This is a genomic window from Pseudoalteromonas ulvae UL12, from assembly GCF_014925405.1.
Classification (GTDB): domain Bacteria; phylum Pseudomonadota; class Gammaproteobacteria; order Enterobacterales; family Alteromonadaceae; genus Pseudoalteromonas; species Pseudoalteromonas ulvae.
Genome location: NZ_AQHJ01000029.1, coordinates 24934 through 47631 on the forward strand (window position 1 = coordinate 24934; position 22698 = coordinate 47631).

Here is a 22698-nt window from a genome sequence, read left to right on the forward strand (position 1 = left end):
CAAAAAAGCCCGTATTTTACGGGCTTTTGGTATTTAGGCTAAAGTGAGATTACTCAGCTTTAGGGCCTGCTTGTTTGATTGCATCTGATACATCGTATTGTGCGAAGTTTTCAGAGAAATCAGTTGCAAGCTTTTGTGCGTACTCAACGTATTTCGCCGGTTCTGCCCAAGTATTAACTGGGTTAAGAAGCTGGCTATCAACGCCTTCAACAGCAACAGGCACATCTAAGTTTAAGATGTCGATATGTTGTGTTTCAACACCGTTTAAGCTACCTGAAACGATTGCTTCAATCACTGCACGAGTTGTTGGGATATCAAAACGCTTACCAGTACCGTAAGGACCACCAGTCCAGCCAGTATTTACTAGGTAAACTTTTGCACCGAACTCACGAACACGCTTCATTAATAATTCTGCGTAAACGCCTGCAGGACGTGGGAAGAATGGCGCGCCAAAACAAGTAGAGAATGTTGACTCGATGTCAGACGTTGAACCGATTTCAGTTGAACCTACTTTTGCTGTGTAACCACTTAAGAAGTGATAAGCCGCAGCTTCTTCAGAAAGTACAGACACTGGAGGTAATACACCGCTTACATCACAAGTTAAAAACACAACAGCTTTTGGCTCGCCGGCGCGGTTTTCAACTTTACGTTTTTCTACGTGCTCAAGGGGATAAGCTGCACGCGTGTTTTGAGTCAGGCTAGTATCATTGAAATCAGGTACACGGTTTTCATCTAATACGACGTTTTCTAAGATAGTGCCGAACTTAATTGCGTTCCAGATAACTGGCTCGTTCTTTTGAGAAAGGTCGATACATTTAGCGTAACAACCACCTTCGATATTAAAGACGCTACCAGGTGCCCAGCCGTGCTCGTCATCACCGATAAGGAAGCGAGTAGGATCAGCAGATAAAGTTGTTTTACCCGTACCAGACAAACCAAAGAACAATGCAGTGTCGCCAGCTTCGCCAACGTTTGCACTACAGTGCATAGGTAATACACCTTTAGCTGGAAGAAGGAAGTTTTGTACAGAGAACATCGACTTCTTCATTTCGCCTGCGTAATGCATGCCCGCTAATAATACTTTGCGTTGTGCAAAGTTGATGATGACTGTGCCGTCACTGTTGGTGCCATCACGCTCTGGGTCACAGACGAATGAAGGAACATTCATCACTTGCCATTGTGGTAAATCAGACACATTGTATTTTTCAGGCTTGATAAACATGTTGTTTGCAAAAACATGGTGCCATGCTGTTTCAGTTGTGACAACCACGGGTAAGTAGTGCTCAGGATCAGCACCGACTTCAAGGTGAGAGACAAAGTGGTTGTTTTCTTGTACGTGTGTTTCTACACGTGCCCATAGCGCATCAAACTTTTCAGCATCGAAAGGACGATTAACGTTGCCCCATTGAATGTCATTTTGTGTGCTTGGCTCTTGCACAATGAAACGATCTTTTGGAGAACGGCCAGTACGACGACCTGTATTTGCAACAAATGCACCATTTGCTGCTAGGGTACCTTCACCTCGGGCGATGGCGTGTTCAACTAATTCTGCAACTGTTAAATCAACAAAACGAGTAGCGCTTGAAGTCATGTGTATACCTAAAATGTGAGAGATTGAACGGGTAACTCAATAAATCATGAGATTAAAAAGTCAGCTAAATAGTAACAGAACAAGTAGGGATATACGACCGTTAAAAGTGGCTAAAAAGCCTATTTTCCCTAGATTTAATGTGATTTTTTTCATGATACCGGTGTCATTTTTTTTGCCTGAAATTATGATACCGGTGTCATTGTTAAATATAAAAAAATCGAGCTGAGCTCGATTTTTTTCAAAGGTGAATAAAGGGCATCTTATTGTCTAAAACAAACCGCGGATTTCACTTTCATTGAATTCATAGTCTTTTAAGCAGTAATGACATGAAATAGTTACTTTGCCGTCTTTTTCGATATCTTCTAATAAAGGCTCTAATCCAACATTGATTAGAGCGGTCATGGTTTTCGTACGGCTACACGTACATTGGAATTTAATCGGCTGCGGCTCAAAGACTTCAGGGTTATCTTCGTGGTAGAGACGTGTAAGCAAGGTCATTGCATCAAGATTGAGCAATTCATCTTCTTTAATAGTATTACTAAGCGCTTCGAGATGAGTGAAGTCATCGGCTGATTTTTCTTTATTGTTGGTCACAGGTAGCGTTTGCAACAATAAACCTGAGGCTTTTAATCTATCTTGCTCAATGTCTGTGGCAATCCACATGCGTGTACTTAGCTGCTCTGATTGTTTGAAGTACCCTTCAAGGCATTCGGCTAGCGAGTCAGAAGTCAGTGGCACGACACCTTGGTAGCGCTCACCTTGCACCGGAGTGAGGGTAATGACCATGTAACCATTACCGATTAAGTTGCTGACTCCGCCCTTGGTCACTTCACCAGTGACTCGGGCAATACCACGCATGTTTTGGTTGTTGTCGCCATTAATAACAGCGTATTTAACCGGCCCATCACCTTGTAGTTGAACCGCAATGTCTCCTTCAAACTTTAAGGTGGCAGTCAGCAAACAAGTCGACACCAATAGCTCGCCCAGTAATTGCTTAACCGGTGCGGGATAATTATGGCCAGCCAACATTTCAGTGAACGTTTGCTCGATTTGAACAAGCTCTCCGCGAGCATCTAATTTTTCAAATATATATCGATGAAGTAAATCGTGTTGCATGATTATCTGTTACCTAGCTTTGCTTAAATTTAATTAATGTACGACGCTGCTTTTTGTCGGGTTTGTGATCTGGGCTGGGTGAAAAGAAGCTATTGTTCTTTCTTGCCCAACTGGTTTCTTCACGTTTTTTAATACTATGCTCAGACTCTTGATAAAGTTGCTGAGCAATGTCGGCCTTTTGCCGATGCATAGAGAGTTTTAATACCGTGATGGTTTTTTCATCGGGCCCCATCGTGACTTTGATGATGGCACCCACTTCGACTACTTTGCTGGGTTTGCATCGTTGACCATTATAATGAATTTTACCACCTAAAATCATTTCGCGCGCTAATGATCGGGTTTTATAAAATCGTGCAGCCCAAAGCCACTTGTCTAAGCGTACACTGTTGTCATCTTTATCTGACTGTTTGGTTATTTTAGCCACAATATCTATCAATCAGCTGGGTGAAATTTGCGCGAAAGGTAGCATAGTTTGCACGATAAAAAAAGTGACACTCATCGGCGCATTTTCTGCTCTGTACCCCGAAATACAAGCCTTTGATGGCACTTTAATAACTGTGACATGGCCCGTGTCACCATAATTCACATGAGTGCGCTTGTTGTATTAAAGTTGAAAGGGTACTATTGATGGGCTTTTTATTATAAAAATACAGCAGGTCATGCAAGTTAAATTAGAACAATTAAAAAAACTAGTTGCGAAGTTGCCAGAGCAAAAAATCAGCCAAAGTGTGGTCGTGATCATTCTGATTTACTTGGCCTTTTTAGCTGCAAAATTTGTTTGGTTGGTTGTGCCCACTCCGGCTAAAGGACCTGTGATTTCGCCACCACAAGCCAGTCTTTCTTCATCTACCTCAGCGTTTAATAGTCGCTCAGTCACAGATCAAAATTTATTTGGCTCGGTATCAGCCAAACCTGTGGTCAAGGTCGAACAACCTAAAGTGATTAATAATGCCCCTGAAACTCGCTTGAGCATTAGTTTAACAGGTGTTGTAGCGGTTAATTTAGATGATCAAGCCGGGCTTGCGATCATCGAAAGCCAAGGCGCACAAGAAACCTACCAGTCGGGTGATGTGGTGAAGGGTACTCGCGCGCAAGTGAAGCAAGTATTTGCTGATCGGGTGATTTTGCAAGTCAACAGCGGCTTTGAAACCTTAATGCTGGATGGCATCGAATTTAGTAAAACACTTGCGTCAACTCGTCATCAAGACGCACCTCGCTCAAGATTAACCCCAGTTGAAGATGATGACATGCGCGTCATTGAGCCGACTGAGGATGAAGGTGTCCAAGAAGAGCTGCGCGAAACGCGCGACGAGATTATGGATGAACCTGGTAAGCTCTTTGAGTATATCCAGGTCTCACCAGAGCGAAATGGCGGTGAATTAGTTGGCTATCGCCTGCGTCCAGGCAAAGATCCAGAACTATTTAATCGCATGGGATTACAAGCAAATGACTTGGCCACTTCTATTAATGGGTATGCGCTCACTGATATGAAACAAGCGATGACCGCAATTAACGAATTGCGAAGCGCCACATCAGCTAGCATCACTATCGAACGAGATGGAGAGCAAATTGATGTGCAATTTAGCCTTGAATAAAACAATAAGATTCGGAGTTTATAAGTAATGAATCACTTGCTACACCTAAAAAAAATCAAAAAGGGGTTAGCAAAATACACTGCGCTGTTTATTGCTGCGGGTATTTCTTGTTCAGCCATGGCGGTTCAGTATTCGGCTAATTTCAAAGGCACGGATATTAATGAGTTTATTAATATCGTTGGTAAGAATCTGAATAAAACCATTATTATTGATCCAAATGTGCGCGGTAAAATCAATGTCCGCAGCTATGTTTTAATGGATGAAGAGCTTTATTATCAATTTTTCTTAAATGTACTTGAAGTACATGGTATTGCCGCTGTCGAAATGGATAACGGTATTCTTAAAGTAAAGAAAAGTTCTGATGCGAAGAAATCAAGTGTACCTGTACTGGGCGATGAGTCCGAAGTACAAGGGGATATGCTGATTACTCGAGTTGTACAAGTTAAAAATGTCAACGTTCAAGAACTCGGCCCGTTAATTCGCCAGTTTAGCGACCAAAAAGATGGTGGCCATGTCACCAACTACAACCCTTCAAATGTAATGATGCTGACGGGTCATGCGTCATCGGTAAATCGTTTGGTTGAAATTATCCGTTTAGTTGACCAAGCGGGTGATCAACAAGTTGATATTGTGAAACTGCAATATGCAACTGCCGCTGATGTGGTCTCTGTAGTTGATAATATTTATAAACCTGCCACAGGTAAAAACGATGTCCCTGCCTTTTTGATTCCAAAAGTAGTGGCCGATGAGCGAACCAATAGTGTGATAGTGAGTGGTGAAAGCCAAGCTCGTGAACGTGCGATTACCCTAATTAAACGTCTTGATAATGAACTTGAGAATCAAGGCAATACCAAGGTTTTCTACCTCAACTATGCCAAAGCAGAAGACTTAGTTAAAGTGTTGCAAGGGGTCAGTAAAACCATTGCTGATGAGCAAAAAACAGCAGCTAAAGCCTCTAGCCGCAATCGCAACGATATCAGTATTGAAGCGCACCCTAATTCAAATTCACTGGTTATTACAGCCCAGCCAGACATTATGCGCTCGTTAGAAGGAGTGATCGCCAAATTGGATATGCGCCGTGCGCAAGTCTTGGTTGAGGCAATCATTGTTGAAGTGTACGAAGGCGATGGCGTCAACCTAGGGATGCAGTGGATTAATGAAAAAGGTGGCATGCTGCAATTTAACAATGGTACAACAGTACCTGTGGGCAGTTTAGCGGTCGCAGGCCAGCTTGCGCGTGATAAAACCATTACCGACAATGTCATTGGTGGTGATACTGGTAATGTTACACCTATCGAAAAAACTGTTGAAGGCGATTTGACCGCATTAGCAAGTCTGCTTGGCGGCGTGAATGGTTTAGCGCTAGGTTTTGCCAAAGGCGACTGGGGCGCGATTATTCAAGCGGTATCAACAGATACAAACTCGAATATTCTCGCAACACCTTCAGTGACCACTATGGATAACGAAGAAGCCTCAATGATTGTTGGTCAAGAAGTGCCGATTATTACTGGCTCTCAAACTGGTACTAATAATTCAAATCCATTCCAAACAGTTGAACGTCAAGAAGTCGGTATCAAGCTTAAAGTGACACCACAAATCAACGATGGCAGTGCGGTACAGCTTACGATTGAGCAAGAAGTCTCGAGTGTCAGTGGCGCGACAGCAGTTGATATTACGATTAATAAACGTGAAGTCACCACCACAGTGCTCGCTGATGACGGTGCAATGGTGGTTCTGGGTGGCTTAATTGATGAAGACGTGCAAGAAAGTGTCTCTAAGGTGCCATTATTAGGTGATATTCCAATCTTAGGTCACTTGTTTAAATCAACTAATACCAGCCGCAGAAAACGTAACTTATTGATTTTCATTCGCCCAACGATTGTGCGCGATAGTGCCACCATGAATCAGCTTAGCAATAGTAAATACAACTACATTCGCACTGAGCAACAAAAACAAAAAGATGATGGTATCGATTTAATGCCAGCATCAACGACACCAGTCTTGCCTGAATGGAACGACGAGCTTATTTTGCCACCAACTTATGAGCAATATTTGCATTCAGAAAACAAAAAACTACAAGAGAAAAAAGATGACTGAGCAAGTGGGCTTAATTAAGCGCTTGCCATTTTCTTTTGCAAAGCGCTTTGGTGTATTACTCGCACAAGAAGCGTCGGGTTATGTTTTATATTGCCATGGTGATATTCGCAGCGACACGTTATTAGAAGTGCGTCGTGTTGCAGGCAATGAATTTAAAATCGAAGCCTTAACCGATGATAAGTTTGAGTTGCTGCTAGAATCTGTCTATCAACGTGATAGCTCAGAAACCCAGCAAATCATGGAAGACATCGGCAACGAAGTGGATTTATTTTCCCTTGCTGAAGAAATGCCACAAACAGAAGATTTGTTAGCGGGCGAAGATGATGCGCCAATCATTAAGTTAATCAATGCGATGCTCGGCGAAGCGATTAAAGAAGGTGCGTCTGATATTCATATCGAAACCTTCGAGCAAGACTTAGTGATCCGCTTTCGTGTTGATGGCGTACTTAAAGAAGTCCTCAAGCCCAATCGTAAGTTAGCGTCTTTATTGGTTTCGCGAATAAAAGTCATGGCGAAGCTCGATATTGCTGAAAAACGTATCCCACAAGATGGCCGTATTAGCTTACGGATTGCAGGTCGAGCGGTTGATGTGCGGGTTTCGACCATGCCTTCGAGCTTCGGTGAGCGTGTGGTGTTGCGTTTATTAGATAAGAATAATGCTCGTCTTAATCTTGAAGATCTCGGCATGCTGAAGCAAAACCGTGAGCGATACGCTGATCTTATCCGTAAACCTCATGGCATTATATTGGTGACTGGCCCAACAGGTTCTGGTAAAAGCACCACCTTGTACGCCGGTTTAACCGAGATTAATTCACGCGATCGCAATATTCTCACCGTTGAAGATCCGATTGAATATGAGATCCCAGGTATCGGTCAGACACAAGTTAACTCTAAAGTGGATATGACCTTTGCTCGTGGTTTACGGGCGATTTTACGTCAAGATCCTGATGTGGTAATGGTCGGTGAAATACGTGACTTAGAAACCGCACAAATCGCTGTGCAAGCGTCGTTAACGGGTCACTTAGTGATGTCTACCTTACATACCAATACCGCCTCCGGTGCGATTTCGCGGATGGAAGATATGGGGGTTGAGCCTTTCTTGCTGTCTTCATCTTTACTTGGTGTGTTATCGCAGCGGTTAGTGCGTACGCTGTGCAAAGATTGTAAAGAACCCCATTTGGCCGACGAAAAAGAATGCAAATTGTTAGGCGTTCCTTTTGGTCAGCAAACCAAAATTTTCCGCGCAGTAGGATGCGAAAAATGTAATCACAATGGGTATCGGGGTCGAACAGGTATCCACGAACTCTTGATTGTTGATGAAGCCATTCGTGAACTCATCCACAACGGTAAAGGTGAACAAGCCGTTGAAAAGTACATTCGCAAGCACACTCCAAGTATTCGCCAAGATGGCTGCGCACGAGTATTAGCCGGTGATACCACATTAGAAGAAGTACTCAGGGTTACCAGAGAGGAAGTCTAATGGCGGCATTTGAATACAAGGCACTGGATAAAAAAGGCAAAACCAAAAAAGGCATTCTTGAAGCGGATACAGCCAAGCAAATTCGCCAGATGATCCGTGAGCAAGGTATGACGCCACTCGAAATCAATCAAGCGGCGGATCAAGAAAAAGCACAAGCACGGCAAGGTTTCTTTAAAACCAGTATTTCGACCTCAGACTTGGCGTTAATTACTCGTCAATTGGCAACGTTGATCCAATCGGCATTACCCGTTGAAGCGGCTGTTTTAGCGGTGGCTGAGCAAAGCGAAAAACCACGCCTAAAACGCATGTTAATGGCGGTACGCTCAAAAGTTGTCGAAGGTTACAGCTTGGCTGATGGTTTGGCTGAGTTTCCGCATATTTTTGATAATTTGTTTCGCTCCATGGTGGCCGCTGGCGAAAAGTCAGGTCACTTAGATCAAGTCTTAAATCGCCTTGCTGATTACACGGAACAGCGCCAGCATATGCGCAGTCAAATCACCCAAGCGATGGTGTATCCAACCGTGCTGGTGGTATTTGCAATTGGTATTGTGGCGATTTTGCTGGGTACTGTGGTGCCTAAGATTTTAAAAACGTTCGAAAAATCTAAACAAGCGCTTCCTTGGACGACCGAATGGGTCATGGCGGCGAGTCATTTTGTGCAAAATTACTGGATGATTTCATTGATTTTCATAGTGGCAATGGTTGTGGGCATTAAACAAGCGTTGAAAAAGCCTAAGGTTCGTTATTGGTATGACAGTCAATTGCTGACATTACCGGGAATTGGCAAAGTTGCGCGCGGCGTGAATACTGCGCGATTTGCGCGAACATTGAGTATTTTGTCTTCATCGGCGGTACCGTTATTGGAAGGTATGCGCATTTCGGGTCAAGTACTGTCGAACTCACGGATTCGTGAAGCGGTGGCTGGTGCGTCGACTCGAGTCAGTGAAGGTGCGAGTCTACGGGCATCGTTAACAGAAACTAAGTTATTCCCTCCTATGATGCTGCACATGATTTCAAGTGGCGAAAAGTCGGGTGAACTGGAGCAGATGTTAGAGCGAGCGGCCGATAATCAAGACCGAGAATTTGAAACATTAGTAAGTGTGTCACTTAAGTTATTAGAGCCCGCCATGATTGCAGGTATGGCGGTGATTGTGTTGTTTATCGTGATGGCGATATTGCAACCGATTATGGCAATGAATAAAGCGATTGGTTTATAAAACCAAACGCAATTAAAAACAGTAAAAGAGGTATTTTTATGCGAAAACAAAGTGGATTTTCATTACTCGAAGTGATGGTGGTATTAGTCATCATTGGCATGATTATGGCTATCGTCGCGCCGAACATCATGGGTCAGCAAGAAGAAGCAGCTGCAGATAAGGCTCGCTTAGATATCCAGCAACTTGAAGATGCAATGAGCATGTATAAGCTGCGTAATAAAGCGTATCCAAGTACAGAGCAAGGGCTCGAAGCGTTAGTGACTGCGAGTAATATCGACCCAGTACCTAAGCGTTTTCCTGACGGTGGTTTTATTGAATCACTGCCTGAAGATCCGTGGGGTAACCCTTATCAGCTGCTTAGCCCGGGTGAACGTGGCAAGTTTGATATTTTATCGATGGGACCAGATGGGAAGATTGGCACTGAAGATGATATTGGTAACTGGAGTGATGAAGAGCAACGTTAAGCTCTTTATCTAAAGATAAGTAGTCGTTCATGAAAAAACGCCAAGTTGGATTTAGCTTAATCGAGATTTTAGTCGTACTGGTGATTATTGCTTTTGCGACCAACTTGGTGGTGTACACCATCAGCGATGGTGATGAAGAGTTATTAGAAAAACAATCGTTACGCGTACACACTTTGATTAATCTTGCTGCAGATTTTGCTGTACTTAATCAAGTTGAGTTGGGTTTTCACTTAGATAAAAACAAATTTGAATTTTTAGCGTTTGATGGTGAAAAATGGCTGCCGTTTGAGCAAGCAGCAGAGCAAGAAGTGTTTAAAGCTTTTGAGTTCGAGCCAGTCCTTGAGGTTGAGCTCACTTTAGATGATTTACCTTGGGCTCAAGATAATTTACTCGAGCAAGTCGACTGGCGAGAGCTTATTGATGCGGAAGATGAAGAGAGTTTTTTGGAGTTGGAAAAAATGAAAATTCCTCAAGTGATCATTTTGTCTTCTGGAGAAATCAGTCCTTTCTCTCTAGTGTTTTCAATCAAAGAGAAGCGTGAGCCTATTTTTTTAATTGAAGGTGAATTTATGGCCCCAGTTTCTCTGCGACGCGAGCCTGAATAATGCGTTTCCCACCTGTTTTACTTCCCTCTCGCAGTCGAGGATTTACCTTACTTGAAGTGCTGGTTGCCCTAAGCATATGCGCTATGGCGGGTATTGCGGCGATGCAAGTATCGGGTGAGCACATCAATCATTTATCAACCCTTGAAGAACAAGCTTACGCCTCGTGGGTCGCAGAAAACCAGTTAGTCGAAATTATGGCGCAAGGCAATGAATGGCCGGCTCGCAATAAAGCCAAAGGCAAAGAAGAAATGGCTGGGCAAACGTGGTACTGGCAACAAGAAGTCACCAAAAGTGAAGTGAATAGCTTTGTTGAGGTGCGAGTATTTATCTACCGCGACGAAGCACTAACCGAATCCGTTTACGATTTATCGACTTTTGTCTTCACGGGAGGCAAATGAAGCAGCGCGGGTTTACTTTGCTAGAAGTGATGGTTGCACTGGGCATTTTGGGGTTCATTGTCGTGGCCACACATCAAATATTCCAAACATCGCTACGAACAAATGAGCTATCGGAACAGACCATTGCTGAGCTTGAAGGGTTGCAAACAACATTTCGACTTATGGAACAAGATTTTAGCCAAATTTCGCGTCGTATCGGTCGTAATGAGGCCGGTGATTCAGCCGAACAATATTTAATCGCGGGTCGAAATCTCCTCGACAGCCAATTTGATGGAGTGGGCTTTGTTCGCGAAGGGTGGCGCAATCCGGCATATTTATTACCCCGCAGTGAACTCCAAGCGGTTGGGTACCGTGTATTTGATGATAACTTAGAGCGTATTTATAAAGTGTACGTTGATAGCCTTGATAACAGCGAGCCTCGCAAACACGTGTTATTAAACAATATCGAAGAATTTAAAGTGACTTATCGAGATAACAAAGGTAAGTGGCTTGAAAAGTGGCAAAACAAAGAATTGCCCTTGGCTGTGGCGATAGAAATCACAATAAAAGATATGCAGCCAATTAAGCGTTTATTTTTAGTGCCTGGCAGTGGTGAGAAATAACCATGGGATATGTTAAATCTAGGCACATAACTGCAAATACTCACTCGCAACAAGGGGCTGCGTTAGTCATTGTTTTGTTTGTCGTGGCTCTGGCTGCGACGTTAGCTGTTGAGATGAGTAGCCGACTAATGGTGCAGGTGCAAAAAAGTAGTAACCTGCAAGATTATCAGCAAGCGAAATGGTTCGGTTACGCTGCAGAGTCCTTAGCCAAAAAAGTAATTAAAGAATCTAAAGCGAAAAATAAGAATAAAACCAGTTTAGATCAAGTTTGGGCTGCAGATGAAACGACTCTTCCAGTTCAAGGGGGAGGAACAATTAGTGGTAAAATTACGGACTTACAAGGTTGTTTAAATTTAAATGCGCTACGCGCGGCAACAGCCCCTGGTGCGCCGTCTAATTCAACAAACGATGGGCATAAAGCCTTGTTTGCGTTAATAGATAGTATGGATGACTTGCCGATTGACGAGACCCCGCAAGCGTTAGCCGATAGCGTACTGGACTGGGTTGACGCCAATAGTAATACCTATCGAGATGGTGCAGAAGAAGATGAATATTTATCGCGCAGTACGCCATATTTAACTGCGAATCATTTTTTAGCATCGATATCAGAGTTACGGGTTATCAAAGGGTTTAACCCGCTAGTGATGAAAAAATTAACTCCTTTTTTATGTGTGATCCCAGGGAGTGATTTAATGGCAATTAATGTCAATACCATTCCCCAAGAGAGCAGTGTTATTTTGGCGGCGCTGATTGATGTTGATGCTAGTGCAGCCAGTTCAATTTTATCGGCAAGACCCGATGGCGGCTGGGACTCATTTGCTGATTTTTATAATGAAGCTAAAGCGAGTAACCCGAAAAATTTGGCTAATCCCGACCCAAGAATTGTTATAAATAGTAACTATTTTCAGCTGGCAGCAACTGCCACTTATGCTGAAAGTCGTTTTCAATTGACGACTCAGTTTTATGTCGATGATAAAGATAACGTAACCATACTGGCGCGAAAATTTGGAGCCGTACAGTGACAGAAGCATTAATAATAAGAGTAAATGGTAGCCAATCGGCAGCCATTAATTGGCTAATTTGGTCGCAAGCAGAACACGAAATTATCGCCAGTGGCACACTAGATGGCGCAGATGAATTAGATGCATTAACTGATAAAGCACAAGGTCGAGAGTGTGTCTTGTTGTTACCCGCATCACAAGCGCAATTAAAGCGAGTCACGTTACCGAGTAAATGGGGCGCGAAACTTCAGCAGGCACTGCCATTTATTATTGAAGATGAAATCGCCAGCGATATTGATGATGTATTTATTGCTGTTGGGCAAGCACATAATATTGACGATAAACACCAGCTTGATGTGGCAATTGTCGATGAACAATGGATGACGCAGTGGCTGGAGTGTTTAACCTCGCATGGATTAGCGCCGAGCAAAGTCCTTCCTGATGCGATGTTATTGCCGCTTCCAGAAGATGAACACCATGTTAGTGCTATCGAACTTGATGGAAAATGGTTGTTTAGAGGGATGCCTTGGCATATTGCGCAAGTAGAGCGCCCTTGGTTGGAGATGTATCTTCATGCGCAAAAAGTGGAGACGGTTCGTCATTATTCGCCGTGTGATTTTACTGGGGTGAACTTAGAGTCAAATCCTGATGATGTTGACCTCCCTTTAGCAATTTTCGCGCGTCAATTACCTCACTGCACATTTAATTTATTACAAGGTCAGTACAAGGTTAAAAAACAAGGCTCGCCGTTTTGGCGCACTTGGCGGGCACCACTGATTGCAGCTTCTGTGGCATTGGTTTTATCCTTGGGCTTTAAAGCAACTGCCTTGTATCAAATTAATCAGCAGTTAATACAAAGTGAAGCAGACATTACTGCGCAGTATTTGTCGGCCTTTCCTGGCAGTAAGGTTCGTTTTCATTTAATTCGTAATCAAATCCGAAACAAACTCGCGGCAGTTGATGGTGAGTCAGAAAGTGATTTCTTAGCATTGATGGAGTCGGTAGTGCCTGTATTTTCATCGGTCAAAGCATTCCATCCTGAGTCATTACGTTATGATGCCAAGCGACAAGAATTACGTTTTAGAGCGGTCGGTAAAGACTTCCAAAGTTTTAACCAAGTAAAAACCGAGCTAGAAAAACGGGGTTTAACTGTTGAGCAAGGTGGGTTAAATAACGAAGGTGATACGGTTGTAGGAGAGCTAAAAGTGAGGGTTCAAGCATGAATCAGGTAGTTAAATATTGGCAATCCTTAAATGCGAAAGAGCAAAAACTACTCAGCATTGCGGGTGGAGTATTTGTTTTGTTTGTGTTGGTGATGGGTGTGATTCGCCCTTTGAATGCCGCATTAGCAAAAGCTGAAAAAGAGCTCGCCAGCCAGCAACAATTAGCGGTGTGGTTGCAAACAAGTATTCAGAAAATCAAAGCCAGTAACCCTCGTGCTGTGTCTAGTTCGGCGTCGTTGAGTAGCCTAGTTAATACCAGTAAAAATCGCTATAACATCACTATTAACCGGATGCAGCCAAAAGATGATAGCTTGCGGGTGAGTATCGATACTGTCGAGTTTAATAAATTGGTCGATTGGTTAGCAGAATTAACCGCTCAACACGGAGTGATGATCACCAATGTTGAACTGAGCAAGCATGATAGTCCTGGATTTGTGAAGGTAAACCGTTTGGTAATTGAGAAGTAATATGAAAAAAACGATCTTTTTAGTCATCCTGTTTATGGTCTCTTGGTTATTTTTTATTGTGTGTTTAATGCCAGCACATATTGCGGTAAGTGCTGCGCAGCCATATTTGCCAAAGCAGTTACAAATCGGCGATGTATCGGGCACATTATGGCAAGGCCGAGTTAGCGAACTTCTCTATCAGGGCACGTATATCCAAGGTGTAGATTGGCAGTTGTCTGGAGGAACATTACTCCTTGGGCAAGCGAAATTGGCCGTCACCTTTGGTGATGCGAAGCAGGCTCAATTGTTATCAGGAAAAAGTGAGATCAATTATGGTTTGTTTAACGCGCAGCTGACATTATCAAATACATTGTTACGCGCTCCTTTACAAACTGTGATTAGCCAACTGCAATTACCACTACCTATTAATATCAAAGGCCGCTTGTTGGCTGATATCCCGCTTTATCAGTTAGGGGCTCCATACTGTGAATTACTGCAAGGGGACTTGATGACTCAAGATGTCTCAGTGCAAGGTACTTCAGGCTGGTTTAGTCTTGATACGATTTTAGGGGAAGCTTCCTGCCAAGAAGGAGGGGTGGCATTAAAGATTGAGCCTGATAATGAATTAGGGCTTGAGCTTAATGCGGTGTTATCGGGTCCAAATCAATTGGCCGCTTCAGGGTTTGTTAAACCTGCTGAGTCATTGCCGCGAGATGTTCATAACGCAGTGAAATTTTTAGGCCGTGCTGATGCCCAAGGGCGTTACACGCTTCGTTTTTAATTAAAAAGGTTTTGATACGGTGCAACAACTTCATTTAACATCCGATGAAAAGCAGGCGCTAGCTGCGTGGCTCACTTCCCCTGAGCTTGCTGGCAAAGCGATGCCATTTGCTCAGCTCGAAGGGTATTTGTTCGCCTTAATTTGTGCCCCAGCTCCACTTGAAATGGATGTATGGGTCAAGCAAGTGATCGGTGAAGATATTAGTGCACTATCGGAAGATCAATTATTTGCATTAATGGCGCTTCATAATGAGATGAGTGAGCAAGTCTTTGAAACGGGATTTGTATTACCGAGTTATCTTAAAACGTTGGCTGGGCAATGTATTGAAGATCAAACCCAAGGAGATGGTCAGCTTTGGTGTTTAGGTTTTGCACTCGGTGCGATTGACTATGTCAGTGATATTTTGAAAAGCGGTCAACTTGATCAGCAATTAAATGAAAGTTTTACATTGGCATTTAATTGTTTATCTGTGCTCGCGCAGCCAGAACAGATAGCTTCGAATGCAAAACAGCTCTCGATGCCAGATGACGTCTATTTGACCAATATGATTTCTTTAATGCCTGATTTTGCGCTTGGTTTTGCCGAGTTGGTCGAAATGGCTGCTTTGCAAAGTGGCTTATTTGATCAAGAAGGTTGGGAATAAACAAGGTTAAATAAAAAAAGGAAGCGTGGCTTCCTTTTTTTATGCGAAATCTAACGCGATATCCGTACAGCCTTTATCACAGCGGGCGCCCGGGTTGGCACTTTGTTGTGGTAAGAATAAGCGGATATTCTGTTTGCATATCGGGCAGGGCACCGAGCGACCTTGCATCAGTTTTTTAATCGTCGCTTTTTGATCATTAAATGATTTGGCGGATGATTTATTCAGTGCTGAGAAGTCCATATTATTTGCGCTTTATGCGAGTGGCCATAATTTGGCAGACTTGGCGTAATTTATCCCCATAGAAAAACGGGTTCAGATCGCGCTGATCACAATAACGTTTGTGCCAAGCAATGACTTTGTCATCCGACGTGGTGGTTTCTTCAATATGAATCCGCTCTTTTTCTCGTAAGCGAATGGTGTCTATGATCTCGATTCTCACGTCTTTTGCTAAGCTTTCTTTTTGCAGTTTTGTTGAATCGCTGAGCTTGCCTGTAATTTGTTCAAAGAGTTTGTCGCGAGGTTCTTTAATTGTCGGGTGGTCAATACTTAGTAACGCTAAGATGATGACTACAAATATAAAAAAATTCTTCATAAATCACTCTGTTTCTTGATCTAATTTCAACATTTATACAACGATTGTAATAAAATGCAATTCAGTTACGGGCGTTTTCGGTATTAGTTTCGTAACAAGGGGCATTGTAAAGATAACTTCGCGCTCAAGCGACACATTTATTGCGCAGTTGTTTATACTCAAATTAGTTTATCCAAAGGGTCGAGGAACGTCGATGGACAAGAAAATAGACATTAAGAATATTCCGGTTGATGTAAAAATTCAGCCGCCGAACCCAGATAAGTCCGATCGATTTAATCCTAGAAACAGAATTTATGTTAGGGCGGTGAATGGCTTACATCAAATGTTGCGCCAGCGGTTAGGCTTTATCGCTATGCTGTCTTTTATGTTACTGCCTTGGATAACCTTTAATGGTCAGCAAGCGATTTTGTTTGATATTTTTGCACAAAAATTCAATATTTTTGGTATGACGCTTTGGCCACAAGATCTAACCATATTGGCTTGGATTTGTATTATTGCTGCATTTGCTTTATTTCTGGTGACCGCATTTTATGGTCGGGTTTGGTGTGGTTATATGTGCCCGCAAACAGTGTGGACTTTTATTTTTATTTGGTTTGAAGAAAAGTTTGAGGGCAGTGCAAATCAGCGTAAAAAGCTCGATCAACGGCCGATGGATTTTGATAAATTTTGGCGCAAAACGGCAAAACACAGTAGTTGGGTGGCTTTCTCTTTATTTACCTCATTAACCTTTGCTGGGTATTTCACTCCAATAGCACAATTAATGGTGGACTTTTTTACTTGGCAGGCGAGTGCCTATGCGGTTGGTTGTGTGTTGTTTTTCACTGTGTGTACCTATGGGAATGCAGGCTGGATGCGTGAAATCATGTGTTTGCACATTTGCCCATACTCACGCTTTCAATCTGCCATGTTTGATAAAGACACCTTTACTGTAACTTATGATGCGGCTCGTGGCGAAAGTAGAGGGCCACGAGGACGTAAACAAGATCCAAAAACACTTGGTCTGGGTGACTGTATTGACTGCAACTTATGTGTGCAAGTCTGTCCAACCGGAATCGATATCCGTAATGGCTTACAGTATGAATGTATCAACTGTGGTGCTTGTATCGATGCATGTGATGGCGTTATGGATAAAATGAATTATGCCAAAGGGCTAATTGCATATACGACTGAGCGCAATCTAAGCAGCGGAAAAAATACCAAAGCAGTGCGACCAAAATTGATAGGTTATAGCGCAGTATTGATCATTATGATTGGCGTGTTGGCTGCTGACATCATTAGTCGCAAGCCAATGGATTTGGATATTATTCGCGATCGAAATCAGCTATTTAGAATGACAAATGAAGGTTTAGTTGAAAATACCTATACCCTCAAAATATTAAATAAGTCGCAACAAGACCAATATTACAATATTGAAATCGAAGGATTAGCGCATTTTAATTATTTGGGCAAACAAGAAGTGCATATTAAAGCTGGTGAGTCATACAGTTTACCGCTTTCTATCGCGATAGACCCATATGATTTGAAGAAGCCAGTGACAGAATTCAACTTTGTTTTATTCAATAAAGACACCCCGGACAGTCGCATTGCGCAACCGAGTAACTTCTTTAAAGGGCGTTAAACCCACGAATAATGATAAACTCTCAAACGAGGCACATGCCTCGTTTTTTTTACGGTGAACTATGAGTCAATTTAATTTTAATGATTTAACCCCTGACCTTATTTTAGATGCGGTCGAGTCTGTGGGTATTTATGCCGAATCAGGATTGCTGGCGCTTAATAGCTACGAAAACAGAGTCTATCAATTTAAGGCAGAAGATGGTCTTCGTTATGTCGCAAAGTTTTACCGTCCTGAACGCTGGAGCGCGCAGCAGATCAAAGAAGAGCATGCATTTGCTTTTGAGCTTGCGGACGCTGAAGTGCCAGTTGTCGCGCCGATTTTGCGAGATAACGAGAGTTTATTTAGTCACCAAGGTTATTTGTTTACGTTATTTCCAAGTGTGGGCGGGCGAATTTTTGAGGTCGATAACCTCGACCAGCTTGATGTGCTTGGACGACTTATTGGTCGGATGCATCAAACAGCGAAAGCTAAGCCATTTAGCCATCGCCCAACTATTACGACTCAAGAATATTTGCATCAAGCACGCGCGCATTTGGTGGCAAGTGATTTGATCCCCATGACACTCACCACTTCGTTTTATACCATTTTAGATTTAGTGATTGAGCATGTTGCGCAACAATACCATGCGGCTGATCTCATTCGCTTGCATGGTGACTGTCATGCAGGCAATATTATGTGGACCAATGATCAGCTAAGGTTTGTTGACTTGGACGATAGTCGCATGGGGCCAGCTATCCAAGATTTATGGATGATGCTCAGTGGCGATCGCCAAAACCAGCTGATGCAGCTTGATACGTTAGTTGCAGCGTATGAGGAGTTTTGTCCTTTGGATGCGAAGCAATTTAAGTTGATTGAGCCTCTTAGAGCGCTTCGTATGGTGCATTACATGGGGTGGGTTGCTAAACGTTGGCAAGATCCTGCTTTTCCACGGAACTTTCCGTGGTTTGCATCAGACAAATACTGGGAACAACAAATCTTAGCTCTAAAAGAGCAATTATCAGCATTACAAGAGCCTGCGCTTAGTTTAATGCCTTAAGAAGAGACGATTATGATTAAAAAAATTTCACTGACTTTATTAATGTGCCTGATGCCTTTAGCTGTTTGGGCTGGTCAGTTTGAGGCTGGCAAACATTATGTCGAAATCAATACCGCCAAAAGTGCCAAGCCACAAGTTACCGAGTTTTTCTCTTATTACTGTCCGCACTGTTACAAAATGGAGCCGGTAGCGATTGCATTAGCGCAACAATTACCTGCAGGAGTTGAGCTACAGAAAAGCCACGTCGACTTTTTGCGTGGATTGAATAAAGAGCAGCAAACGATTTTATCTCGTGGTTATTTAGTTGCTAAAGAAAAAGGGGTTGCTGATAAAATGAGTGCCGCTATTTTTAACTATATTCACCGTGATCGCGCTCAGTTTGATTCAATCAAAGATGTGCGTGACCTGTTTGTGCTCAATGGCTTTGAAGGCAAAGAGTTTGATGATTTGGCGTTTACTATGCCAATTGAAGCGCAAATCAATGAAATGGCGGCAGCACAAACAAAATACAGTGATTTAGGTGCGTTATCTGGCGTGCCTACCTTTATCGTAAATGGTAAATACAAAGTGAATTACCATGAAGTGAGCTCTCAAGAAGAGTTCAATCAACTAGTTAGCTTTTTACTAGAAAAATAATTTTAATAATCATAATGAGTGGAGAATACAAAGCATGAAGTTTGTCACAGGATTGATTTTAGCAGCACTAATGTCACCGTTTGCATTAATGGCGGCCGATTACGAAGAAGGTGTGCACTATGAGGTGATTTCTGACCGTGCGAGTAAAAAACCAGAAGTAAAAGAGTTTTTCTCTTTTTACTGTCCAGCCTGTAATAACTTTGAACAAGTGGTGTATGACTTAAAAACGTTATTACCTAAAGATATCGCGTTTAAGAAAAGTCATGTTGATTTTATGGGTGGAAATACAGCTGAAAATCAGCAAATGTTGACCCAAGCACTTGCTACCGCTGAAGTCTTACCACAAAAAGATAAAATTATTGCGGCGATTTTTAATCATTACCACGGTAAGCGTAATAAGTTTAATGATGTTGCTGATGTGAAAGATATCTTTGTTGCACAAGGTGTGGATGCTGATAAATTTGATAAGCTGTACCAAGGTTTTTCGGTCAGAACTAAAGCGGCAAAAATGAAGCGCGATCAGGACTTCTTTAAAGAAAAAGGCGCACTTGCATCAGTGCCAACGTTTATTGTTAATGGCCAGTATAAAATTAACTTTGGCGGTAAAACAGGCATTGCCTCTGCAGAAGATATGAATAAGTTAATTACCTATTTAAACAATAAATAATACTGTTTAGCTGCATTTAAAAAGCCCTCAGCGTTAACGTTTGAGGGCTTTTTTGTAGCTGATGTATTCATTCAGTCAGTGTTAGCTGAAGCGTCTTCTTAGTGCAATTAGTAAGGCGAACAAGCCAAAAAAGGACACTGCGCCACCCGAGCTGCTTTTGGGTGGTTCGACAGGTACTACAGGGTCGACTGGAGGCGGTGTGACCGTTGAACCGACTATTTTGATGGTTAACGTATCACTTGTGCTTGCTCCTCGTTCATCGGTTGCGGTCAATTCTAACACTAAGTCGCCTGCTTCGTTGCTACTTTGAATGCTGACAATTGGCTCACTCGTTTGTGTCAGAGTGACCGCAGGGCCCGAAACTTTGAGCCAATTATAAGTGAGCTGATCCCCTTCAGGATCACTGACTTGTGCACCTTGATGATTGAAAGTCACATTTGTTGATTCTTCAAAATTTTGGCCGGCATCGACAACAGGAGCTTGATTGTTTTCATCGTCGAGAATTGTAAACTCAAAGCGTGCTTGTTCAATCAGGCTAGAATCATTCGGGTGACTTAAGACAATCTCAACGGCTTCATTAGGCTCTGATTCATCATCATTGATTAATTGCACTGTAATGGTTTTATTGCTGGTATCGCCATCAGCCCAAGTTAGTGTTCCTTGCTCGGCATTAATATCATTGGATGATGCAGTGAGCGGGTTAACCTGATACTCAATGTTCAATTCACCTTCACTGCCGCCGTTTCTAAGCACGGTGATTTGATATTGTGCTTGGTTTTCTGCGATGGTGGTTTTGATGTTTGCAAAGCTGACTTTACCGCTATTGAGCTTGCCAGAAAGATTGACTCTCAAGTAATGGTGTTGTCCAAGTGTTGCGCCATTTTTTGGATCGAATAAGCGAACAAAAAAGGACTGTTTGAGTGCTTCAGGCGTGGCAGGTAAAATGGGAATTTGAATCGTTTTAGCGTTCATATCTGACGTGTTCCAAACGAGCGTCCCAGTTACGCTTTGGTAGTCAATGCCATGCTCTGCACTACCTGGTATGGTTTCATAGCCAACTTGAGTCGCTGTGCCATCGCCACTGCGCGTGACTGAAATTGTCGCGGTTGTGTCGCGTTCTGTGTCGATAGCGGCTTGTTCAAACGAGAGACTGCCTTGTGTGACATCACGTGTATGCTCTCGCAACACATACAAACCACTATTAATGTCACTGATTAAAATCAGGCCTGAAGGTAAATATGGGTAAACCCCCCATGCGCCATGGTAGGAATTGTTGTTAGAACTTGGGAAGGAATCAAAAAAGCCGACTTCTTTTGGGTTGGTTGCATCTGTGATGTCTAAAATAGTTAAACCGCGCTCGTAGTTTGACATGTAATAGCGATTGCCACGAACAAAGCCATTATGATCGATAGCTTGCGTAGGCCCTTGCCACTTGCCCGCAAGAGTTGGTGTGTTGAGATCTTCAATATTCAAGATTCGGACTGTGGTGTTTAGCCCGCCATAGTTTTCATCCCATTCGTCATGTACAAAGACATACTGTTTATCGTCACTAAACCAGCCAGAATGCACATATTGGTAAGCTTTATCGACATCATTATAGCCAATTTTACTGAGCTCTTGTGTATCTTGTGGGTTGGTGACATCCCAAAAGCGAACTTCATTTTCATTAAAGTCGACTAGTAAAGTACAACCAAGCGCATTGCCATTAACGCAATCTCGTTGATTGCGTTCATCATCGATGAGTAAAGAGGTGGCATCGTGAGTGTAATTACTACGAAGTGACACGGCGGGAGTATAAACCCGCTCGATATTAACCGGATCATTCAATAAATAACTGGTAAACGCGCCGCCAAATGAATTGGCGCCAACAATTTGAATCGCAGGCTGCGCATGGGTTAATTTACTATTGAGGGTGTAGTCGATATTACTGATGTAAATGTTATGAGAGGAGCTGACCGTGCTATTGCGTTTCGCTAGGCTGACCGATTGCGGTAAGTTATTTAAATCAATAATTTGTATGCCGTCGCTGCCTTCTGAGGTGACATAGGCATAAGCGCGATAGCTGGCAAAGTTGGCGTCGTAATATTGATAGACTTTAATGTCTCGCCAGCTTGTATTGCTGCCATTAATATGGCCGATTTCAACTGGGTTAAGCGGATCGGCTAAGCTAAACACTTTTGTGCCGGTGTTGTAGCCCATTATGGCGTATTCAGTGCCGGTATTTAAATCAACGTGCCCCCATACGTCAGAGCCAGACACTCCCGATGGCATCGGAGTGTGAGAAACTAAGTCAACGTTATGACAGGCAAAATTACCTGCTTTACCATTGTTACAGGTTAAGTTTTGCTGTGCTTGGCTAAGCATTTCGAAATTGGCGAGTCGTTGCGTTAATGCTTCGGACATGGCTTCGCCTTTACGGTCGGCCATCACTTTAAAGCCAGCTTGTGTCAGGCTCTCTCTAAGCGCTTCAGGGACACCGGTTAAAAGGGTTGGGTTCACATCAGGGCTTTGCACTTGGAAATGGTCAAATTTATTAAATCCGCCTTTTACTGGCACCAATTGGCTTTGCAAATAAAACAGATCTGATTCGTTACTGAGAGGATACTCACCGCTGGCAACCAAGACTTTGTCGCCTTTGTTGGCTTGGCTAACTGCATAATGGATGCTTTTACAAGGTCGAACTGGGTTGTCACATTGGCCAGCATCTTTACCACTTTGTGCCACATATCTGGCTTTATCATGCTCGGCATGAGCAAAAACTAGTTGGCTGCTGCACAGTAAGCCAAGCCCTATTGGGATTAAAAAAGAGTGCTGGTTCATCGCGGGTTCCTGTGTTTATAATTGTATTTGTTGCCATTTTATTAACAAGCTATCTGTTTATTCGTTGAGG

At 42.9% G+C, this 22698-nt stretch carries 23 protein-coding genes; 17 read left to right on the top strand and 6 right to left on the bottom strand.

Features of this window, described 5'->3' with window-relative positions; translation table 11 throughout:
* Window positions 1–49: 49 nt before the first annotated feature.
* The 3 genes from PULV_RS12540 to hslR all read right to left on the bottom strand — a co-directional run bounded on the left by PULV_RS12540 (window position 50) and on the right by hslR (window position 3131).
* Complete coding sequence (locus PULV_RS12540) at window positions 50–1591, bottom strand: phosphoenolpyruvate carboxykinase (RefSeq protein ID WP_086744856.1); 1542 nt, start codon at window positions 1589–1591, stop codon at window positions 50–52.
* A 267-nt stretch (window positions 1592–1858) separates the two neighbouring features.
* Window positions 1859–2707 carry an Hsp33 family molecular chaperone HslO gene (hslO, locus tag PULV_RS12545; RefSeq protein ID WP_086744855.1) on the bottom strand — a complete coding sequence of 283 codons (849 nt, stop codon included), beginning with the start codon at window positions 2705–2707 and terminating at the stop codon, window positions 1859–1861.
* A 13-nt stretch (window positions 2708–2720) separates the two neighbouring features.
* The gene (gene hslR, locus PULV_RS12550) at window positions 2721–3131 is read right to left on the bottom strand and encodes a ribosome-associated heat shock protein Hsp15 (protein WP_193331883.1); all 411 of its coding nucleotides are present in this window, start codon (window positions 3129–3131) and stop codon (window positions 2721–2723) included.
* A 235-nt stretch (window positions 3132–3366) separates the two neighbouring features.
* Between hslR and gspC the strand changes: the two genes are divergently transcribed.
* The 13 genes from gspC to PULV_RS12615 are packed head-to-tail and all read left to right on the top strand — an operon-like array spanning window position 3367 to window position 15259.
* Window positions 3367–4302, top strand: coding sequence for a type II secretion system protein GspC (gene gspC, locus PULV_RS12555; RefSeq protein WP_193331884.1), 936 nt, complete (start codon window positions 3367–3369; stop codon window positions 4300–4302).
* 27 nt (window positions 4303–4329) lie between these two features.
* Window positions 4330–6399, top strand: a complete 2070-nt coding sequence (gene gspD, locus PULV_RS12560) for a type II secretion system secretin GspD (protein WP_193331885.1) — start codon at window positions 4330–4332, stop codon at window positions 6397–6399.
* Window positions 6392–7879 carry a type II secretion system ATPase GspE gene (gspE, locus tag PULV_RS12565; protein ID WP_176365202.1) on the top strand — a complete coding sequence of 496 codons (1488 nt, stop codon included), beginning with the start codon at window positions 6392–6394 and terminating at the stop codon, window positions 7877–7879. The genes gspD and gspE overlap by 8 nt, the downstream gene beginning before the upstream one ends.
* Window positions 7879–9096: a type II secretion system inner membrane protein GspF gene (gspF, locus tag PULV_RS12570; RefSeq protein WP_193331886.1), complete on the top strand. Its 1218-nt coding sequence runs from the start codon at window positions 7879–7881 to the stop codon at window positions 9094–9096. Before gspE ends, gspF begins: the two co-directional genes overlap by 1 nt.
* Window positions 9097–9134: 38 nt before the next feature.
* The gene (gene gspG, locus PULV_RS12575) at window positions 9135–9560 is read left to right on the top strand and encodes a type II secretion system major pseudopilin GspG (protein ID WP_193331887.1); all 426 of its coding nucleotides are present in this window, start codon (window positions 9135–9137) and stop codon (window positions 9558–9560) included.
* Between the two features lie 29 nt (window positions 9561–9589).
* The gene (locus tag PULV_RS12580; protein ID WP_086744849.1) at window positions 9590–10165 is read left to right on the top strand and encodes a prepilin-type N-terminal cleavage/methylation domain-containing protein; all 576 of its coding nucleotides are present in this window, start codon (window positions 9590–9592) and stop codon (window positions 10163–10165) included.
* Window positions 10165–10563, top strand: a complete 399-nt coding sequence (gene gspI, locus PULV_RS12585; protein ID WP_086744848.1) for a type II secretion system minor pseudopilin GspI — start codon at window positions 10165–10167, stop codon at window positions 10561–10563. Before PULV_RS12580 ends, gspI begins: the two co-directional genes overlap by 1 nt.
* Entirely contained in the window at window positions 10560–11165 is a 606-nt protein-coding gene (gene gspJ, locus PULV_RS12590) for a type II secretion system minor pseudopilin GspJ (protein WP_086744847.1), read from the top strand. The genes gspI and gspJ overlap by 4 nt, the downstream gene beginning before the upstream one ends.
* 2 nt (window positions 11166–11167) lie before the next feature.
* Window positions 11168–12187 carry a type II secretion system minor pseudopilin GspK gene (gene gspK, locus PULV_RS12595; protein WP_086744846.1) on the top strand — a complete coding sequence of 340 codons (1020 nt, stop codon included), beginning with the start codon at window positions 11168–11170 and terminating at the stop codon, window positions 12185–12187.
* Window positions 12184–13389: a type II secretion system protein GspL gene (gene gspL / locus PULV_RS12600; RefSeq protein WP_086744845.1), complete on the top strand. Its 1206-nt coding sequence runs from the start codon at window positions 12184–12186 to the stop codon at window positions 13387–13389. The genes gspK and gspL overlap by 4 nt, the downstream gene beginning before the upstream one ends.
* Window positions 13386–13856 (top strand): type II secretion system protein GspM, encoded by a 471-nt coding sequence (gene gspM, locus PULV_RS12605; protein ID WP_193331888.1) that lies wholly within the window; start codon window positions 13386–13388, stop codon window positions 13854–13856. The genes gspL and gspM overlap by 4 nt, the downstream gene beginning before the upstream one ends.
* A 1-nt stretch (window position 13857) precedes the next feature.
* Window positions 13858–14616, top strand: a complete 759-nt coding sequence (locus tag PULV_RS12610; protein ID WP_193331889.1) for a type II secretion system protein N — start codon at window positions 13858–13860, stop codon at window positions 14614–14616.
* Window positions 14617–14635: 19 nt separating this feature from the next.
* A complete protein-coding gene (locus PULV_RS12615) occupies window positions 14636–15259 on the top strand; it encodes a UPF0149 family protein (protein ID WP_193331890.1) in 624 nt (207 codons plus the stop codon).
* A gap of 39 nt (window positions 15260–15298) precedes the next feature.
* Here PULV_RS12615 and PULV_RS12620 read toward each other — a convergent pair whose 3' ends face one another.
* Window positions 15299–15499: a hypothetical protein gene (locus PULV_RS12620; RefSeq protein WP_193331891.1), complete on the bottom strand. Its 201-nt coding sequence runs from the start codon at window positions 15497–15499 to the stop codon at window positions 15299–15301.
* A gap of 1 nt (window position 15500) precedes the next feature.
* Window positions 15501–15851: a hypothetical protein gene (locus PULV_RS12625; RefSeq protein ID WP_086744840.1), complete on the bottom strand. Its 351-nt coding sequence runs from the start codon at window positions 15849–15851 to the stop codon at window positions 15501–15503.
* Window positions 15852–16044: 193 nt separating this feature from the next.
* Here PULV_RS12625 and ccoG point away from each other — a divergent pair, with 193 nt between their 5' ends.
* From ccoG to PULV_RS12645, 4 genes are all read left to right on the top strand, one after another.
* On the top strand, window positions 16045–17469 hold the full coding sequence (gene ccoG / locus PULV_RS12630) for a cytochrome c oxidase accessory protein CcoG (protein ID WP_086744839.1): 1425 nt from the start codon (window positions 16045–16047) through the stop codon (window positions 17467–17469).
* A gap of 61 nt (window positions 17470–17530) precedes the next feature.
* Window positions 17531–18505, top strand: coding sequence for a serine/threonine protein kinase (locus tag PULV_RS12635; RefSeq protein WP_086744838.1), 975 nt, complete (start codon window positions 17531–17533; stop codon window positions 18503–18505).
* 12 nt (window positions 18506–18517) lie between these two features.
* Entirely contained in the window at window positions 18518–19141 is a 624-nt protein-coding gene (locus PULV_RS12640) for a thiol:disulfide interchange protein DsbA/DsbL (RefSeq protein ID WP_086744837.1), read from the top strand.
* 34 nt (window positions 19142–19175) lie between these two features.
* Window positions 19176–19808, top strand: a complete 633-nt coding sequence (locus tag PULV_RS12645; protein ID WP_086744836.1) for a thiol:disulfide interchange protein DsbA/DsbL — start codon at window positions 19176–19178, stop codon at window positions 19806–19808.
* 81 nt (window positions 19809–19889) lie between these two features.
* Here PULV_RS12645 and PULV_RS12650 read toward each other — a convergent pair whose 3' ends face one another.
* Window positions 19890–22628, bottom strand: a complete 2739-nt coding sequence (locus tag PULV_RS12650) for a choice-of-anchor B family protein (protein WP_193331892.1) — start codon at window positions 22626–22628, stop codon at window positions 19890–19892.
* Between the last annotated feature and the right edge of the window lie 70 nt (window positions 22629–22698).

Bases quoted from the DNA above. Each gene is read 5' to 3' on its own strand.
- PULV_RS12540 (WP_086744856.1), bottom strand. From the start codon at position 1,591: ATGACTTCAAGCGCTACTCGTTTTGTTGATTTAACAGTTGCAGAATTA.
- hslO (WP_086744855.1), bottom strand. From the start codon at position 2,707: ATGCAACACGATTTACTTCATCGATATATATTTGAAAAATTAGATGCT.
- gspC (WP_193331884.1), top strand. From the start codon at position 3,367: ATGCAAGTTAAATTAGAACAATTAAAAAAACTAGTTGCGAAGTTGCCA.
- gspD (WP_193331885.1), top strand. From the start codon at position 4,330: ATGAATCACTTGCTACACCTAAAAAAAATCAAAAAGGGGTTAGCAAAA.
- gspE (WP_176365202.1), top strand. From the start codon at position 6,392: ATGACTGAGCAAGTGGGCTTAATTAAGCGCTTGCCATTTTCTTTTGCA.
- gspF (WP_193331886.1), top strand. From the start codon at position 7,879: ATGGCGGCATTTGAATACAAGGCACTGGATAAAAAAGGCAAAACCAAA.
- gspG (WP_193331887.1), top strand. From the start codon at position 9,135: ATGCGAAAACAAAGTGGATTTTCATTACTCGAAGTGATGGTGGTATTA.
- PULV_RS12580 (WP_086744849.1), top strand. From the start codon at position 9,590: ATGAAAAAACGCCAAGTTGGATTTAGCTTAATCGAGATTTTAGTCGTA.
- gspI (WP_086744848.1), top strand. From the start codon at position 10,165: ATGCGTTTCCCACCTGTTTTACTTCCCTCTCGCAGTCGAGGATTTACC.
- gspJ (WP_086744847.1), top strand. From the start codon at position 10,560: ATGAAGCAGCGCGGGTTTACTTTGCTAGAAGTGATGGTTGCACTGGGC.
- gspK (WP_086744846.1), top strand. From the start codon at position 11,168: ATGGGATATGTTAAATCTAGGCACATAACTGCAAATACTCACTCGCAA.
- gspM (WP_193331888.1), top strand. From the start codon at position 13,386: ATGAATCAGGTAGTTAAATATTGGCAATCCTTAAATGCGAAAGAGCAA.
- PULV_RS12610 (WP_193331889.1), top strand. From the start codon at position 13,858: ATGAAAAAAACGATCTTTTTAGTCATCCTGTTTATGGTCTCTTGGTTA.
- PULV_RS12620 (WP_193331891.1), bottom strand. From the start codon at position 15,499: ATGGACTTCTCAGCACTGAATAAATCATCCGCCAAATCATTTAATGAT.
- PULV_RS12625 (WP_086744840.1), bottom strand. From the start codon at position 15,851: ATGAAGAATTTTTTTATATTTGTAGTCATCATCTTAGCGTTACTAAGT.
- ccoG (WP_086744839.1), top strand. From the start codon at position 16,045: ATGGACAAGAAAATAGACATTAAGAATATTCCGGTTGATGTAAAAATT.
- PULV_RS12635 (WP_086744838.1), top strand. From the start codon at position 17,531: ATGAGTCAATTTAATTTTAATGATTTAACCCCTGACCTTATTTTAGAT.
- PULV_RS12640 (WP_086744837.1), top strand. From the start codon at position 18,518: ATGATTAAAAAAATTTCACTGACTTTATTAATGTGCCTGATGCCTTTA.
- PULV_RS12645 (WP_086744836.1), top strand. From the start codon at position 19,176: ATGAAGTTTGTCACAGGATTGATTTTAGCAGCACTAATGTCACCGTTT.
- PULV_RS12650 (WP_193331892.1), bottom strand. From the start codon at position 22,628: ATGAACCAGCACTCTTTTTTAATCCCAATAGGGCTTGGCTTACTGTGC.